Below are 16,070 nucleotides of genomic sequence, written 5' to 3'. Positions count from 1 at the left end.
CGTTGGGGGTTTCAGGATGGCCTGAAAGAAGCGTCGGACAGCAAAGACCGGGCACACAGCGTGGTAACCGCTAATTTTCTCTTATATCTTAATAAAGGGAAAGCCAAATTTGCGTTTTCGCGCTCTTGGTGAGTGTGAAACGCCTTGGCAGGGTCAAAAAAGGCAATAAAAAGGGCGATTTCCTATTAAAGAAATCGCCCTCTACTATTTTACCCTACGTGCCCGGCACGCTAAGGTTAAACCATTCGTTAAATGCTATTCACAGGTTTCAAGCGAGAAATCATTATTTAACGAATCGTTTTGGGGGTCATGACCCGGCGCGCGCCTACATAGTGGTTTTGCCAGTAGTTGTCGCCCAGATAACTGATTTTTATGTCTTCGCCGGTACGCGGTGACTGAATGAACTTGCCGTTACCTACGTAGACGCCAACATGGTCTGCCGCGCCGCGATTGGAGATGCGGAAGAACACCAGATCGCCCGACTCGAGTTCACCGCGAGCAATTGGCGCGGCATCGCGCAGGTGATACATCTCGTTGGCGGTACGCGGCATGCGAATACGCATTAAATCTTTATACGCGTAATACACCAGACCACTGCAATCGAAACCGGTATTGGGCGAGGTGCCGCCCCAGCGATAAGGTTTGCCAACCTGGTGCATCAACTTGTTCATCGCGGTCTCTTTGGCATGCAGATACTTTTTCTTGTGTGCGGCACTCAATGTTAGTGGGGCGCAGGTATCGGCTTTTGCCTTGTGCTTTCGGTGGCGGCCGTAAGCTTTTTCACGTCTGTCGCGCAGAGCACATTGGTGGTCGAGGCAACAGAACGGGTAATCGAGGTAATCTCTTTCTTCGGCTTTTCGGCTTTGGTTCTGACAAGCTTGGTGCTGGCAGGATGTTTACGAATGATTTTGCTTTTCGCCTGCACCCGGGTTTTGCTTTTGCCATGCTCTTTTGCTTTTGTCTGCTCCTTTACCGGAACAATCTTGGACTTTTTACTGCTTTTGGCGACGACCTTTCGCTTTCGTCGTTCATCAGGTTTTGCCTGATTAATATGTTTTTCCGCCTGCTGCACGGAAACGCGACTGCTTGGCGAAGCATGCGCCAAATTCAAAAAAGCTGGGTAAACAGCAGCACAAAAAGCGTAAACATTAAACGCATGGCGTCGCTACCAATATTAGGCCGAAGTTAAACATCAAAAGATGTCCCAGTATTCCCCAAAAGCGGGTGACAAAACAGCACGAATTGCTTCGATTCTAATTCATATTGTGAGAAAAAGTTAACAACTTTTTTTAGGGCAAAATATGAACTATGATGCTGCAAAAATAACCGAGATTCAGAGGGTTAAATCGACATTCCCTAAAAGATCCCCTCTGGATCCTTTGGGTTAAAGTCACAGAATAAAAATGTTATTCTATATGAATCTTTATTTTTGCACTGTTTTGGCAATCAGGGATACTATCACCGACATTACCGTGATGCATTAACTTACGCGCTAAAGACCCTACAAAAAATGGCGTTTTTATCCGTGGCCTGCCATCGTTACAATGGCAGACAGTTGATCTGGTTTTTCCCTGAATTGAGTAATGACCGTGACAGCCAAATAATGGCTTGAGGAAGCAAGAAAATGACCACTACCATTGAAAAAATTCAACAGCAGATTTCCGAGAACCCGATCCTGCTCTACATGAAAGGCTCTCCGAAACTGCCAAGCTGCGGTTTCTCTGCTCAGGCCGTTCAGGCGCTGTCGGCCTGCGGTGAGCGTTTCGCCTACGTCGATATCCTGCAAAACCCGGATATCCGCGCAGAAATGCCTAAATTCGCCAACTGGCCAACCTTCCCGCAGCTGTGGGTTGACGGCGAACTGGTCGGCGGCTGTGACATCGTCATTGAAATGTATCAGCGCGGCGAACTGCAGCAGTTGATCAAAGAAACGGCAGAGAAGCATAAATCTCAGGAAGAACAGCCGGAATAAGCGGTTTTCTTCCATAAAAAAGAGCGGCCCTTGAAAGCCGCTCTTTTTTTATGTCTCGATTTCGCGAAAAGCGTTACTTTTCGTGCAGGTTGTCGGCGTCTTCGCGCTCTTCCACGGGAAGAGGCAATGGCCAGCCGCCCAGACGTTTCCAGCGGTTGACCAGCTCGCAGAACAGGTGCGCCGTCTGCTCGGTGTCATACAGCGCCGAGTGTGCCTGTGAACTGTCAAATGTCATACCCGCCGCTATGCAGGCTTTTGCCAGCACGGTCTGCCCCAGCACCAGGCCACTCAACGCGGCGGTGTCAAAGGTTGCAAACGGATGGAAAGGGTTGCGCTTGAGGCCCGCGCGTTCGGCAGCGGCCATCAGGAAGCTGTGGTCGAAGTTGGCATTGTGCGCCACGATAATCGCGCGGTTGCAGTCCTGCTCCTTCATGCCCTTGCGAATGGCCTTGAAAATCGCATGCAGCGCATCGTATTCGCTCACGGCACCGCGCAGCGGATTGGTCGGATCGATGCCATTGAAGGCCAGCGCTTCAGGATGCAGTATCGACCCTTCGAACGGCTCGACGTGGAAATGCAGCGTTTCATCGTTTTGCAGCCAGCCATCTTCGTCCATTTTCAACGTGACGGCGGCTATCTCGAGCAGGGCATCAGTCTGGGCATTAAACCCGGCGGTTTCTACATCTATTACCACAGGATAAAACCCGCGGAAACGACCTTTCAGGGCGTTAACGTCACTTTTGTCAGCCATTGGTATCTTTTCATTAAACGAATTCAGCGCGCATTATGGCAAAATTTCAGGCCAGATGCAGGAAGGAGTGCAAAATGAAGAAAGGGCGCAGGATATGCGCCCTTAAGTCATGCGGTCAGGCGCTTAGTTGCCCAGACCGTGACCGACGTGTTCGGACTGAATCAGTTCGATTTTGTAGCCATCCGGATCTTCGACGAAAGCGATAATGGTTGAACCACCTTTTACCGGACCCGCTTCACGTACGACGCTGCCGCCTGCCTTGCGAATGTCTTCGCAGGTTTGCGCGACGTCATCCACGCCCAGCGCCAGGTGACCAAACGCGGTGCCGTGGTCATAGCTGTCAACGCCGTAGTTGTAAGTCAGCTCGATAACTGCACCTTTGCTCTCGTCTTCGTAACCCACGAAGGTCAGATCATATTTGTATTCTTTGTTCTGGCTGGTGCGAAGTACACGCATGCCCAGCACTTCGGTGTAAAATTTGACGGCACGCTGCATGTCGCCAACGCGGATCATGGTATGAAGTAAACGCATAATTTCCTCTGATTCCAGTTTAATTCTATTAATACTAGACTAGCGCAATGAGGCTGCTTTGTCTGTAACAGCACGCCCGACTGCGCAGTCTATAAGCACCTGGCTTACGAATAACGACCTGAATTTACAGGGTCGGATAGTCCGTATAGCCTTCCGCGCCGCCGCCGTAGAAGGTTTCCGGCTGCGGTTCGTTCAATGGCGCATGGCTTTTCAAACGCTCGACCAGATCCGGGTTGGCAATATAGCTGCGGCCAAAGGCGACGGCGTCGATATAGCCTTTATCGAGAAGTTCCTGTGCCTTCTCGGCGCTGTAGGCACCTGCCGCGACGATAACCCCCTTGTAGTGTTCGCGGATCTGCTTGCGAAACGCCTCTTCATACGGCTTGCCACCCGCCCAGTCAGGCTCGGAAATATGCAGATACGCAAGCTTTCGGGTGTTCAGCTCGTCGAGAAGATACAGTGCGGCGGCTTCCTGGTCTTCGCCGTTGTCCAGACCGTTGAACGGACCCAGCGGCGATATACGAATACCCACGCGATCGGCACCGATTTCGGCGATGGCGGCGTCCACCACTTCCAGCGTCAGGCGCGAACGGTTTTCAATGCTGCCGCCGTACTGGTCTTCACGCAGGTTGGAAGCCGGAGACAGGAACTGGTGCAACAGATAGCCGTGCGCGGCATGCAGCTCGATATAATCGAAACCTGCTTCACGGGAATTCGCGGCCGCCTGACGGAAATCGTTCACAATACCCGCGACTTCAGCGGTTTCCAGCGCACGCGGCGTTGAACACTCTTCACGCACCGGATTGCCCTGTGCATCGCGCAGGCTGGTACGGGTTCCGGCTGCTATTGCCGAAGGCGCGACCGGTGGCTGATTGTCCGGTTGCAGGCTGGTGTGCGAGATACGGCCAACGTGCCATAGCTGTACGGCGATGTGGCCTTCCTTTGCGTGCACGCCCGCCACAATTTTCTTCCAGGCCGCAATTTGCTCCGGCGTATGCAGGCCCGGCGCACCGGCGTAGCCTTTTGCCTGGAAGGAGATCTGCGTCGCTTCGGTGATAAGCAGGCCGGAGCTATGGCGCTGCGCGTAATATTCGCCCATCAGCGGAGTCGGGATATCGCCCGGCTCAATGCTGCGCAGACGCGTCAGCGGCGCCATGAAGACGCGATTTGGCAAGGTCTTGTGACCCACGGTAATTGGGGTAAAGAGTGTCGACATAGCGTGAAATTTCCTTGAATTAAATAGACAGGTCGTTCGATAAAACCTGTATTTACGGTAATAGACCGATCGGTCTGGGTCAATGTGGGGAGGCCGTCCACCGCTCATATTGCTACGTTGAACCGCAGGTTTTGCTTAGCTATGGTCTAAAATATAAGCAGGAAAGGGCAGTGTTCACCTATTGGCACCTCATCGCGGAGGCTATTTGGCTCAGCAACTCGAATTTTTTGATATTCCGGTCCCAAGCCCGTGCCGCAATGTCTGCGAACTGGGCCCGAGAGGATATTGCCGCGGCTGTTTTCGCAGTCGACAGGAGCGCTTTGACTGGAACACAATGAGTAACGACGAAAAACGGCATGTGCTTCACCTTTGTCATCAGCGTCTGCTGCGCCTCAGGCGTGCGGAGAAACCAGCGGATGACCCCGGTCCCGAACAGCCTTCGCTGTTTTAAGCCTTACGCAGGTTTGGCGGCCGCGTTCGGCGTGCTGGCCGCGACGTCTTCAATGTTGATGGCCGATTGCAACTGCGACAGCGAACAATAAAGTCGCCAGATAACCCCCGCCAATTCGCGCGCCGATGCATCAGGGTGCCGCGACAGCGCTTCACTGATGCGCTGCAATTCCAGCAGGCTGGCATCCAGTTTCGGATGGCTTACGCCGCGTTCAGTCATGATCCCCTTCAGGCAGTGAATGCAGACATCCCGCACCTTGGCCAGCGGATTGGACCGCGACTCCCAATCGCGCAGTTGCCAGACAATGTGGCTACAGTTCAGCAGCACCACCCCCAGCGCAGCAGCCAGGTGCGCGAAACCTGATCCTTGCTCTGATTGAGCTGGTTTACGCGGTAGTAAATCAGTGACTCGAACTGATGATGCGAAAGCTGGGGGCGACGGCTGAGCTGATCGATAAAATCTCGCCGCAGCGCGCGAATGAGACGACGGCTCTTGCGGCTGTCGGAGCTGGGCCGCAGGACCTGAAAGAACAGCCCCGCCAGCATCACGCCTGCGATTTTCGCCAGTCCGTCATTGATAAAAGATTGATAATCGTAGGTCGGCGGATTGGTCACGGCCAGAAAAGAACCGCCAAACACGATGAGTTGCCCCCACAGCGCGGCGTAGCGTTTATATCGCAGTTTGCACAGCTGCATACTGGCGAGCAGGGGCAGCAGAAAGGCGCAGAACAACCAGAAATCGTTGATTTGTACCATCAGGCCAAACTTGATGACAAAGCAGCCGATAAACAGAAAAATCAGTGATTTGGTCAGCAGGGTAATGCTGTTGATGGGCGAGGCGGTGGAAGAGTAAAGCACGCAGCCGATAGCTGCCAGCGTCACGCCGGCGGCACCTGAATCCCACTGCGTATCAATCCAGTAGGCGCAGGCGAGGACGATACACAAAAATGTTCTTATCCCGCTGTAGGCGGCTTCGTAAGTGTCCGCGTGACGCGTCAGGCGACTGACTTTCGGCGCCTGCAACTGTTCGACGGCCACGAGATTGGCATTTTCTACGCGTTGCAGCAGCCGTTCCGTACGCAGATACAGCCAGCAGAAATCGCGCAATCTCAGCCAGAAAGCATGATGACGATAATCGGCAGGATCGGGTGATTTCAATTTGTACAGCGTCTGTGCCAGCTGATACTTGTTGGTTTCGGGGTCGCGCAACTGCTCGAGCAGGGCGGTCAGCAGCGGCGCAAGATTGTCGGGTTGCGACGGCCAGTTGAGCATCATCCGCCGCAGGCTGGAGATATAACTGGTCAGCCGCAGTTGCTGGTGCAGCAAATAGTTCAGCACGTTGTTTTGCTGTCGCAGGCGATAATGACTCCAGAAACGCCTGAATCCGCAGCAGGTTCAGGGTCAGAATCTGATTGATTACCCCTTCGTGCGACACGCGAATCTGCTGCGTCACCTCGCTGCGCCACAGCAGTTGCGCATGTTCCAGCAACTGCGTGTGCATCTTGCGCAGCGAGGTCAGCAGGGCATCGCCATCGGAGGTGCTCGGCAGCACCATCATCATGAAGGCCCCGCACAGAATGCCGGTTATCACCTCGCAGACACGGGCCTGCGCGATATCGAAAATGGTGGCGGTATCGGTAACATCGACCGTCGAGAAGGCAATAATCGCCGCCGTATACCCCGCCAGCGCAAAGGCGTAGGAAACGTTGTTCTGGTAGAGGTTGGAGACGTAGGTACAGACGCCAAGCCAGGCGGCAATCGCAAAGGTAAACAGCCACGGGTCGTTGAGGCTGTGTCCTGCAATCAGCACGGCGGCAGAAGCCCCCAGCAAACTGCCAAACACGCGGCCGATACTTTTACTGATAACCCCGCCGACGGTCGGGAAACTGACCACCGCCGCCGAGGTCAGCGCCCAGTAGGGTTCGTCCAGTTCGAGCACAAAGGCAATCCACAGCGCCAGGCACATGGCAATCGCATTGCGCATCGCGTAACGCCACTGCCCGGCCGTGGATTTTCCCCACAGCGTGTTTTTCCATTCCAGCCACGAAATATTCACGCCACGCCCTTAATAATGGATGGAAATCGTGCAGGTGGTGCCGGCGACCAGCACCAGACTGGCCGGCAGGTTGGTAATGCGGATCCTCACGGGCACGCGCTGCGCCAGTCTGACCCACGGCACATTCGGCTTGACGTCCAGCAGCAGGCCGGTGGAACTCTCGACGCTCTGGTCGTAGATGGCCCGTCCTACACTTTCGACCTGACCCTTGAGCGGCACATTGCCGTCGTACAGGACAATATCCGCGGCGTTGCCGACCTGAATATGCTTGAGTTTGGTCTCTTCGAAATAACCTAGAACATAGAATGAATGCGCATCGACCAGTGCCACCAACGGCGTTCCGCTTGAAGCATAGTTACCCTTGCGCGCCTGTAAATTCGTGATGTAACCGTCTGTCGGGGCGACAATTTTGGTCTTGCTCAGATTCCAGCGCGCCTGTTCGAGCGTGGCTTTTGACGCTTCAAGCGTGGCCTTCATCGACTTGGCTTCCAGAACGGACTGGTCCAGCGATTCGGTGGAAATCACGTCGCGACCCAGCTTTTGTCGGCGCTGCGCCTCGTGGTTGGCCTTGTCCAAATCGGCCTGCGCCTTGTCGACGGATGCCTGGGCATTATCGACCGCAATCTGGAAAGGCACGGCATCCAGGGTAAACAGCACCTCCCCGGCATGAACATACTGATTGTCGTGAACGGTAATATCGGTAATCCGGCCCGAAACCTCCGGCGTGATATCAACCAGTTCGGCCCGCACTTTGCCATCGCGGGTCCACGGAGACTGCATGTAATAATTCCACATCCACCAGCCTGCACATAAGGCTACGGCAACGACTGCGATGGTTGAAAAATATTTAAGTGTTTTGAATTTCATTTTTTACTCATTCACAATCAAAAACAGCGCAGCACATATCGATATGACAAATAAGGATAAATCCATCAAGGTCGGGTGCCAGATTTCACCGGAATAGATCCAGTCGCGTAATAGGTGATGAATTAACAGCCAAATAAAGAGTCCAAGTAAAAAAGCTTTGAAGATTGGAGGGAAATAGAGGGAAGCACCCAGCACAAGATCGGGAAGAAAAGGGCCGGAATGGAACATTTGGGCAATCACAATATTAATCTCTGCATCGGGTTGTGTTATAAATAACCGGCATTTCGAATGCGTTTTTGCATTTGGGGCACAAGTCTCGGATTAATTGTATAAGGCGTTACAGGTTTAAGTGTAATTTTACGATTAAAAGCTCGAGAACTAAGCTAAACTCTGGGGAGTTATCTTAGCATGCTAATTATAAGGAGGGTGCATTGGAATCGAACCTCGGCTCAGATCTCGCACGTTTAGTTCGCGTCTGGCGCGCATTGATCGACGAACGGCTCAAGCCGTTACAACTGACGCAAACTCACTGGGTGACGTTGCATAACATCAATATTCTGCCGCCTGAACAGTCTCAGATTCAGTTGGCGAAGGCGATTGGCATCGAACAGCCCTCGCTTGTGCGAACGCTGGATCAGCTGGAAGAGAAAAACTTGATTACCCGGCAGACCTGCGCCAGCGATCGTCGTGCGAAGCGCATCAAACTGACGGAAGAAGCGGCGCCTATCATCAACCAGATGGAAACCGTCATTGACGATACCCGTCAGGAAATCCTCTCAGGGATCTCCTCGACCGACATCAAGCTGTTGCTCGACATGCTGGCCAGACTGGAAAAAAACATCGCTGCACTGCAGAACAAATCATAACGATCGCAGCGTAATTAACTGATTGACATTGCGGCACTTATTGGCCCCTGCCTTGGCATGGCCTTTTGAATGTGAACCAGGCGAGACGTGACAGACCACAAAACAAATCGGAACCCTGTTGTCAGGATTCCGATTTTTTTTGCCTGCGCAAACGGGCAGGCCGAAGGAAACGCGGGGATTACACGCTAGGCGAGACGGTAATGCTGCTGCCGCTGCTGGCCATGCTCACGCGCTGGCCGACGTAGTACTTGGTGTTGCTGTCGGCTTTCTGCACCACCATGATGGTGTTGCCGTCGTCTTTGCGAATCTGCAATTCGACACCGTTTGAACGGTTAAGGGCGCTGGACACGCCCTGACCGGCAAGACCACCGGCGACAGCGCCACCGGCCGTCGCGAGGCTGCGACCCGCACCGCCGCCCAGGGTGTTACCCAGGAAGCCACCCAGTACCGCACCACCGATTGCCCCGATAACGTTGTTCTCGTCGCCGCCCTGAATCTGAACCGGACGTACTGAAACCAGTGTACCGTAGGTGACGTTCTGGATTTGTTTCGCCTGCGAGGCAGAGTAGACGTTGCCCGAGAGAGTGTTGTCGCTCACGCAGCCTGCAAGGGTCGACCCGACCAGAGCAACGATGAAAATACGCTTGATCATAAAAAAGCTCCTGTTTATTTACACGCCAACGCGATACCGCCTTCGACGTTTGAAATCGGGACACAGTTCAACATCACTGTGGAACCTGTCAGCTACTATGATAGCTCAAACCTGTAACCATCATATCGACCCGCCTATCAACTAAGAATAAACGTTGATTTAATTTTGCGAGATTATCAGAAAATTAACCTGTCTAAATCATTTCTTTCTGACAGTCTGTTCCATTACCCTCTAGCCTATATGGATTTTTTCGCGGGAGTTAAAGATGTTATCGATGAAATCGGGCCGTTATATCGGCGTGATGTCGGGCACCAGTCTAGACGGTGTCGACGTAGTGCTGGCCGCGATAGATGAAAGAATGGTCGCGCAGCAGGCGAGCTATCTGCATCCCATTCCGGCGGATATCAAGCAGGCCGGTTCTCGGCATGTGTCAGGGGCAGGCGGTAACGCTGGCGCAGGTCGGCGAACTGGACGCGCGGCTGGGCAATCTGTTCGCCGAGGCGGTAAACGGCCTGTTGAGCAAGGCCGGTATCGAAGCCGAAGAGGTGACGGCGATAGGCTGCCACGGCCAGACCGTGTGGCATCAGCCCAGGGGCGACACGCCGTTTTCGATGCAGCTTGGTGACAACAATCGCCTCGCCGCGTCGACCGGCATCACCACCATTGGCGATTTCCGCCGCCGCGACATGGCGTGGGGCGGGCAGGGCGCGCCGCTGGTGCCTGCGTTTCATCAGGCGCTGCTGGCGCATCCCGTCGAGCGGCGCATGATCCTCAATATCGGCGGTATCGCCAATCTGTCGCTGCTGCTGCCAAACCAGCCGGTGCGCGGATTCGATACCGGGCCGGGTAACATGTTGATGGACGGCTGGATAAGCGAGCATCTGGACCTGCCCTACGATAAAAATGCCGAATGGGCCTGTCAGGGGCAGGTTCATCTCGGGTTGTTGCAGCAGATGCTGGCAGATCCCTATTTTGCCGAGCCTGCGCCGAAAAGCACCGGCCGCGAGTATTTCAATAAAGACTGGCTTAAACGCCAGCTCGCGCCGTTTGCAGCGCTTTCGCCGCAGGACGTGCAGGCCACGCTGACCGAACTGACCGCTGCCAGCATTGCGGAGCAGGTTCAGCTGGCCGGAGGCTGCGATCGCCTGCTGGTCTGTGGCGGCGGGGCGCGCAATCCGCTGGTGATGGCGAGACTGTCGGCACTGCTTGCCGGCACCGAAGTCAGCCCGACGGATGCCTTTGGCGTCAGCGGCGACGACATGGAAGCGCTGGCGTTTGCCTGGCTGGCGTTTCGTACCCTGTCGGGTCAACCCGGCAATCTGCCGTCGGTCACCGGTGCCAGCCGCGAAACCGTGCTCGGTGCGATTTATCCGGTTTTCTCAAACGCGCAACGCCCCTAGGCGACGCTTTCGAAACCCAGCCCAACGTTATGGAGATAACAATGAAAAAAGCCGTTCTTGTTCTGAGCGCTCTGACGCTGTCAGGCTGTAGCCTGCTTCACCCTCACTCGGCCGAGCAGAAAAACACCGTGGAACCGCTGCATTATCAGTGCGGCACGACGCCGCTGACCGTCAATCTCGATAAATCCGCGCAGAAGGTCAGCATGATTCTGGACGGCGTCCAGCTGACGCTGCCACAGGTTGAGGCCGCATCCGGAACACGCTACAGCGACGGGCATTACACATTCTGGTCGAAAGGCAATGCGGCGCGGGTTCAGCGCGGTGACGATGTGATAATCGATGACTGTGAACTGCACTAATCGCCCGATGGACGCGCGAATTTAATGGCTCGTTCTGACATTTAACGGCAGTGAGATCATTGTCATCGTTCTCGCTTGAGAGCAGAATGACTTTATCCTTTATTAACGCGTGATGACTCTATATGTCTGAAAAGAATCAGTTTGATGTCGCAGATTTGCGACGTGAATATATTCGGGGCGGCCTGCGCCGCAAGGATTTGTCCGATACGCCTCTGCCGCTGTTCGAGCAATGGCTGAAACAGGCGTGTGAAGCCAAACTGCCCGACCCGACCGCCATGTGCGTGGCGACCGTCGATGAAAACGGCCAGCCTTTCCAGCGTATCGTGTTGCTCAAACACTATGACGAACAGGGCATGGTGTTCTTTACCAATCTCGGCAGTCGCAAGGCGCAGCAGCTGGCGCATAATCCGCGCATCAGCCTGCTGTTCCCGTGGCATATGCTGGACAGGCAGGTCATTGTGCTCGGTCAGGCCGAACGTCTGCCCACGCTCGACGTCATGAAGTATTTCACCAGCCGCCCGAAAGACAGCCAAATCGGCGCCTGGGTGTCGCAGCAGTCAAGCCGCATCTCGGCGCGCGGTGTGCTTGAAAGCAAATTCCTCGAGCTCAAGCAGAAGTTCAGTCAGGGCGAAGTGCCGCTGCCGAGCTTCTGGGGTGGGTTCCGCGTCAAGTTTGACTCGATGGAGTTCTGGCAGGGCGGCGAACATCGTCTCCACGACCGCTTCATTTATGAGCGCGAGCGCAGTAGCGATGCAAATGGAACGACAACTGGCTGGAAAATAGACCGTCTCGCGCCTTAAGCTGCTAAAAGTTGTCTGAAAACCTAGCGCTCGCCTCGCGGGCGCTTTATTCTATAGGCCTTGCAAATCTATGGGCCGTGCAATCTCCGGCTGTTCTTTTTTTGCATCCCTGTCTTTTATGAATGCGTAAAGGCACAAGCGTGTGGACGAGGGTGTCGACACGCTGTTTTGCATAAACGTTTATGCATAAATTATCCCAATAAACGATTTTCCAGAATTGATGGAGTTTTTGATGGCAAGCAGCAACTTGATTCAACAATTGCAGGAGCGGGGGCTTATCGCCCAGGTAACGGACGAAAAAGCGTTAGCAGAGCGACTGGCGCAAGGGCCAATTGCACTCTATTGCGGTTTCGATCCTACCGCCGATAGCCTGCATTTGGGCCATCTGGTGCCTTTGCTGTGCCTGAAACGCTTCCAGCTGGAAGGTCACAAGCCGGTTGCCCTGGTAGGCGGCGCGACCGGTCTTATCGGCGATCCAAGCTTCAAGGCGACCGAGCGCAAGCTGAACACCAACGATACCGTCAACGAGTGGGTCGAAAAAATCCGCAATCAGGTATCGCCATTCCTGGATTTCAACTGTGGCGAGAGCAGTGCCATTACCGCCAACAACTACGACTGGTTCGGCGGCATGAATGTGCTGACCTTCCTGCGTGACATCGGCAAGCACTTCTCCGTGAACCAGATGATTAACAAGGAAGCGGTCAAGCAGCGTCTGAATCGCGACGACAGCGGCATCTCGTTTACCGAATTCTCCTATAACCTGTTGCAGGGCTACGATTTCGCGTCACTGTACGACCTGCACAAGGTCGAGCTGCAAATCGGCGGTTCCGATCAGTGGGGTAACATCACCTCCGGTATCGATTTGACCCGTCGTATGCATCAGCAGCAGGTATTCGGCCTGACCGTTCCCCTGATAACCAAGTCAGACGGCACCAAATTCGGTAAAACCGAAGGCGGCGCGGTATGGCTGGATCCCAAGAAAACCAGTCCTTACAAGTTCTACCAGTTCTGGATAAACACCGCCGATGCCGACGTCTACCGCTTCCTGAAATTCTTCACCTTCATGGACATCGAAGACATCAATGCGCTGGAAGAAGAAGACAAGAACAGCGGCAAGGCCCCGCGCGCGCAGTACGTGCTGGCCGAACTGGTCACCGGCATGGTTCATGGCGAAGAAGGTCTGGCGGCGGCGCGTCGCATTACCGCAAGCCTGTTCTCGGGTTCGGTGAACGACATGACGGAAGCCGACCTGGCGCAACTGGCGCAAGACGGCATGCCGTCTGTGGAGCTTGAAGACGGTGCCGACCTGCAACATGCGCTGGTAACCGCCGAGCTGGAGCCTTCCCGTGGCCGCGCGCGTACCGCAATTTCGTCAAACGCCGTCATGGTGAATGGCGAAAAGCAGGGCGATCCCGAGTTTACCTTCAGCGCCGAAGACCGTCTGTTCGACCGCTTCACGCTGCTGCGTCGCGGCAAGAAAAACTACAGCCTGATCGTCTGGAAATAACGACAGTCTGGAATTAACGTTCCACTCGCGACTGAACCGCCGACGAAATACACCGTGTTTCGTCGGCTTTCTCATCTTACCCGTTGCGCCATCTTGTGGATGACGTCGCCATCGGACCTAGCATGAAAAATATTCTCTCGATTCAATCCCACACCGTTTTTGGTCACGCGGGCAACAGCGCCGCCGAATTTCCGATGCGCCGCATGGGCGCAAACGTTTGGCCGCTGAACACCGTCCAGTTTTCCAATCATACGCAATACGGTCACTGGACCGGTTGCGTCATGCCGGCCAGCCATTTGACCGATATCGCCCGCGGTATCGCCGAAATTAACCGCCTGAAAGACTGTGACGCGGTACTGAGCGGTTATATCGGCTCGGCGGAGCAGGGCGAACACATCCTGCAAATCGTCAGTCAGGTGAAGGCCGCCAATCCCGATGCCTGGTATTTTTGTGACCCGGTCATGGGGCATCCCGAGAAAGGCTGTATCGTCGCGCCCGGCGTGGCGGAATTCCACTGCAAGCAGGCGTTGATCGCCTGTGACATCATTGCGCCGAACCTGCTCGAGCTGGAAATGCTGTCGGGTCACACGGTCAGCAATGTAGAAGAGTCCGTGATTGCCGCACGCGAGCTTATCGCCAAAGGGCCGAAAATCGTGCTGATCAAGCACCTGAGCCGCGCGGGTTATCACAGCGATCGTTTCGAGATGCTGCTGGTGACCGCCGACGAAGCCTGGCATATTCATCGTCCACTGGTCGATTTCGGTGTGCGTCAGCCGGTTGGCGTGGGCGACTTGACCAGCGGCCTGCTGCTGGTGGATCTGCTGAAGGGCGTGGCGCTGGACAAAGCGCTGGAGCATGTCACGGCGGCGGTTTACGATGTGATGCTCACCACCCATTCGATGGGCGAATACGAGCTTCAAGTTGTGGCCGCACAAGACAAGATTGTGACGCCGACCCAGCACTTCCCGGCCGTCAAACTGTAAGCCGCAAACAAAAACGGCTCGCTTCCTGTTACAGAAGCGAGCCGTTTTTTTATTTAACGTTCTACTTTAATCCTTCCGCCGTCAGCGCCGCATCGACCGCCGGTCGAGCCGCGACACGCGCCTTGTACTCTTCCAGTGTTTGCAATCCCGACAAGTCGAACTTGAGGATTTTAGCCCAGCTCAGCATGGTAAACAGGTAGGCATCGGCGACGCTGAAACGGCTGCCGAGCAGAAAATGTTTATCTTCCAGCGAGGCATTCACGTAGGTGAATTTACGCATCAGCCCCTCGCGAGTCAGGGTTTTGAAGTCGTCGGGCGTTTTCGAGTTAAACAGCAGACTCAGGCTGCGGTGAAGTTCGGTGCCGATATAGTTCAACCACTCCAGCGCGTGATAGCGCGCCAGCGTGCCTGCGGCGGGCAGCAGTTGGCGATCGGGCTTTTGATCGGCAATGTATTGCACAATTACCGGCCCTTCGGTCAGTAAGGTGCCGTCGTCAAGCACCAACGCGGGAACCTGACCTTTGGGATTGATATGCAGATAGTCTTCATCCAGCTCGGTTTTCTTGCTGGAGAGATCGACGGCGGTCAGCGTGAAGTCCAAATCGGCTTCACGCAGAACGATATGGGGAGAGAGTGAACAGGCACCTGCTTTGTAATAAAGTTTCATATAACCTCCGTCTGATGGGTGGGCACGTCGGGACCGTATATAAAAGAATAGGGCTGTTCACATTATACGCTATCTGCTTACCGTGTTGAGATAATCGGCAATGGCCTGCTCGACCTCAACCGGCGCAGGCAAAAGCGGCGCACGGACTTCATTTTTCATCAGCCCGTCCAGAGACAGCGCATACTTGATGGCCGCTGGATTAGGTGCCGAGAACATCAGGCGAATCATCGGCATCAGCCGATAAAAATTGGCGCGTGCGGCCGCGAGATCACCGGCTGCAACCTGTTTGACCAGTTGCACGAATTGCGCAGGGAAGAGATGGGCCGACGCGGTAATGGCGCCCGTGCCGCCCATGCACAGGGTAGACAGAATCTGCCCGTCTTCCCCCGACATGATATCAAGCTCGCCATCGGCAATCAGGCTGTAGGTCAGGTCGCTGTCCCCGCCACAGTCCTTGACGGCCACGATGCGAGGATGTTTTGCCAGACGGCGCAAGGTGGCAAGTTCGAGGTGAATACCGCTGCGATACGGCACGTTGTACACCACAATCGGCACCGCCGAATTGTCGGCCAGTTCGGTAAACCACACTTCCAGCGCCGCCTGCGAGGGGCGAATGTAATAGGGCGCAGGCAGGAGAATACCGGCAATCGGACGCTGGCAAATGGCGTTTCTGCATCGCAACTACGGTCGGCATATGGGTACCTGAAAGGCCCATCATCACTTTTTCGCCCGGCACTTTGGCCAGCACGGCGTCGAGCACTTGCAGTTGTTCTTCCTTGGAGAGCATCGGCGCTTCGCCGGTAGTCCCGCAGACCACGACGCCATCGACGCCCTGATTCATCACGTAATCACAAAGCGCATCCAGCGCCGCAAAATCAATTTCACCCTGATTGAAAGGGGTAACGAGGGGAACCCAAATACCGGAAAATGTAGACATAATTCACACGCATGACGCAGAGGTCATCCAAAAGAGTGCAGAGGAAGAGGCCGTTG

Annotated in this window: 14 protein-coding genes and 4 pseudogenes; 8 read left to right on the top strand and 10 right to left on the bottom strand. The window is 54.8% G+C overall.

The genetic code is table 11. The features are described 5' to 3' along the window. Positions 1–287: 287 nt before the first annotated feature. Positions 288–1,158 (bottom strand): annotated as a pseudogene (locus O1V66_RS21765) (C40 family peptidase). Between the two features lie 466 nt (positions 1,159–1,624). On the opposite strand from O1V66_RS21765, the gene O1V66_RS09640 reads away from it, so the two are divergent. Beyond that, complete coding sequence (locus tag O1V66_RS09640) at positions 1,625–1,972, top strand: Grx4 family monothiol glutaredoxin (protein ID WP_045046613.1); 348 nt, start codon at positions 1,625–1,627, stop codon at positions 1,970–1,972. 73 nt (positions 1,973–2,045) lie between these two features. Here the strand turns inward: O1V66_RS09640 and rnt are convergent, their stop codons facing one another. The 3 genes from rnt to nemA all read right to left on the bottom strand — a co-directional run bounded on the left by rnt (position 2,046) and on the right by nemA (position 4,470). Beyond that, the gene (gene rnt, locus O1V66_RS09635; protein WP_045046614.1) at positions 2,046–2,723 is read right to left on the bottom strand and encodes a ribonuclease T; all 678 of its coding nucleotides are present in this window, start codon (positions 2,721–2,723) and stop codon (positions 2,046–2,048) included. Positions 2,724–2,846: 123 nt separating this feature from the next. After that, a complete protein-coding gene (gene gloA / locus O1V66_RS09630) occupies positions 2,847–3,254 on the bottom strand; it encodes a lactoylglutathione lyase (protein WP_045046615.1) in 408 nt (135 codons plus the stop codon). 124 nt (positions 3,255–3,378) lie between these two features. Continuing rightward, on the bottom strand, positions 3,379–4,470 hold the full coding sequence (gene nemA / locus O1V66_RS09625) for an alkene reductase (protein ID WP_045046616.1): 1,092 nt from the start codon (positions 4,468–4,470) through the stop codon (positions 3,379–3,381). Between the two features lie 205 nt (positions 4,471–4,675). Between nemA and O1V66_RS09620 the strand changes: the two genes are divergently transcribed. Further along, positions 4,676–4,921 (top strand): DUF1289 domain-containing protein, encoded by a 246-nt coding sequence (locus tag O1V66_RS09620; RefSeq protein ID WP_045046881.1) that lies wholly within the window; start codon positions 4,676–4,678, stop codon positions 4,919–4,921. 3 nt (positions 4,922–4,924) lie between these two features. Here the strand turns inward: O1V66_RS09620 and O1V66_RS09615 are convergent. From O1V66_RS09615 to O1V66_RS09605, 3 genes and pseudogenes are all read right to left on the bottom strand, one after another. Next, a pseudogene (locus O1V66_RS09615) lies at positions 4,925–6,976 on the bottom strand (FUSC family protein). 9 nt (positions 6,977–6,985) lie between these two features. Then, a complete protein-coding gene (locus O1V66_RS09610) occupies positions 6,986–7,843 on the bottom strand; it encodes an efflux RND transporter periplasmic adaptor subunit (RefSeq protein ID WP_045046618.1) in 858 nt (285 codons plus the stop codon). 3 nt (positions 7,844–7,846) lie between these two features. After that, entirely contained in the window at positions 7,847–8,083 is a 237-nt protein-coding gene (locus O1V66_RS09605; protein ID WP_072045049.1) for a DUF1656 domain-containing protein, read from the bottom strand. Positions 8,084–8,274: 191 nt separating this feature from the next. Here O1V66_RS09605 and slyA point away from each other — a divergent pair, with 191 nt between their 5' ends. Further along, entirely contained in the window at positions 8,275–8,709 is a 435-nt protein-coding gene (slyA, locus tag O1V66_RS09600) for a transcriptional regulator SlyA (RefSeq protein ID WP_045046619.1), read from the top strand. Between the two features lie 178 nt (positions 8,710–8,887). Here slyA and O1V66_RS09595 read toward each other — a convergent pair whose 3' ends face one another. Continuing rightward, on the bottom strand, positions 8,888–9,361 hold the full coding sequence (locus O1V66_RS09595) for an outer membrane lipoprotein (protein WP_045046620.1): 474 nt from the start codon (positions 9,359–9,361) through the stop codon (positions 8,888–8,890). A gap of 274 nt (positions 9,362–9,635) precedes the next feature. Between O1V66_RS09595 and anmK the strand changes: the two are divergent. The 5 genes and pseudogenes from anmK (at position 9,636) to pdxY (ending at position 14,410) form a co-directional block, all read left to right on the top strand. Next, a pseudogene (gene anmK / locus O1V66_RS09590) lies at positions 9,636–10,761 on the top strand (anhydro-N-acetylmuramic acid kinase). 41 nt (positions 10,762–10,802) lie between these two features. Beyond that, a complete protein-coding gene (locus O1V66_RS09585; RefSeq protein WP_045046622.1) occupies positions 10,803–11,120 on the top strand; it encodes an MliC family protein in 318 nt (105 codons plus the stop codon). A gap of 122 nt (positions 11,121–11,242) precedes the next feature. Beyond that, positions 11,243–11,920: a pyridoxamine 5'-phosphate oxidase gene (pdxH, locus tag O1V66_RS09580; protein WP_045046623.1), complete on the top strand. Its 678-nt coding sequence runs from the start codon at positions 11,243–11,245 to the stop codon at positions 11,918–11,920. A 232-nt stretch (positions 11,921–12,152) separates the two neighbouring features. After that, entirely contained in the window at positions 12,153–13,427 is a 1,275-nt protein-coding gene (gene tyrS / locus O1V66_RS09575; RefSeq protein ID WP_045046624.1) for a tyrosine--tRNA ligase, read from the top strand. A 122-nt stretch (positions 13,428–13,549) separates the two neighbouring features. Continuing rightward, complete coding sequence (gene pdxY, locus O1V66_RS09570; protein ID WP_045046625.1) at positions 13,550–14,410, top strand: pyridoxal kinase PdxY; 861 nt, start codon at positions 13,550–13,552, stop codon at positions 14,408–14,410. A gap of 61 nt (positions 14,411–14,471) precedes the next feature. On the opposite strand, the gene gstA is transcribed toward pdxY, so the two are convergent. Together gstA and dapA are read right to left on the bottom strand one after the other, a co-directional pair. Then, positions 14,472–15,077, bottom strand: coding sequence for a glutathione transferase GstA (gstA, locus tag O1V66_RS09565; RefSeq protein ID WP_045046626.1), 606 nt, complete (start codon positions 15,075–15,077; stop codon positions 14,472–14,474). Between the two features lie 69 nt (positions 15,078–15,146). Further along, positions 15,147–16,014, bottom strand: a pseudogene (gene dapA / locus O1V66_RS09560) (4-hydroxy-tetrahydrodipicolinate synthase). Positions 16,015–16,070 lie beyond the last annotated feature (56 nt).

The sequence above is a fragment of the Rouxiella chamberiensis genome (genome assembly GCF_026967475.1).
GTDB lineage: Bacteria > Pseudomonadota > Gammaproteobacteria > Enterobacterales > Enterobacteriaceae > Rouxiella > Rouxiella chamberiensis.
The sequence above is the reverse complement of the archived record's forward strand: the minus strand, read 5'-3'. Positions and strand labels throughout refer to the sequence as shown.

Bases quoted from the DNA above. Each gene is read 5' to 3' on its own strand.
- O1V66_RS09640 (WP_045046613.1), top strand. From the start codon at position 1,625: ATGACCACTACCATTGAAAAAATTCAACAGCAGATTTCCGAGAACCCG.
- rnt (WP_045046614.1), bottom strand. From the start codon at position 2,723: ATGGCTGACAAAAGTGACGTTAACGCCCTGAAAGGTCGTTTCCGCGGG.
- gloA (WP_045046615.1), bottom strand. From the start codon at position 3,254: ATGCGTTTACTTCATACCATGATCCGCGTTGGCGACATGCAGCGTGCC.
- nemA (WP_045046616.1), bottom strand. From the start codon at position 4,470: ATGTCGACACTCTTTACCCCAATTACCGTGGGTCACAAGACCTTGCCA.
- O1V66_RS09610 (WP_045046618.1), bottom strand. From the start codon at position 7,843: ATGAAATTCAAAACACTTAAATATTTTTCAACCATCGCAGTCGTTGCC.
- O1V66_RS09595 (WP_045046620.1), bottom strand. From the start codon at position 9,361: ATGATCAAGCGTATTTTCATCGTTGCTCTGGTCGGGTCGACCCTTGCA.
- O1V66_RS09585 (WP_045046622.1), top strand. From the start codon at position 10,803: ATGAAAAAAGCCGTTCTTGTTCTGAGCGCTCTGACGCTGTCAGGCTGT.
- pdxH (WP_045046623.1), top strand. From the start codon at position 11,243: ATGTCTGAAAAGAATCAGTTTGATGTCGCAGATTTGCGACGTGAATAT.
- tyrS (WP_045046624.1), top strand. From the start codon at position 12,153: ATGGCAAGCAGCAACTTGATTCAACAATTGCAGGAGCGGGGGCTTATC.
- pdxY (WP_045046625.1), top strand. From the start codon at position 13,550: ATGAAAAATATTCTCTCGATTCAATCCCACACCGTTTTTGGTCACGCG.
- gstA (WP_045046626.1), bottom strand. From the start codon at position 15,077: ATGAAACTTTATTACAAAGCAGGTGCCTGTTCACTCTCTCCCCATATC.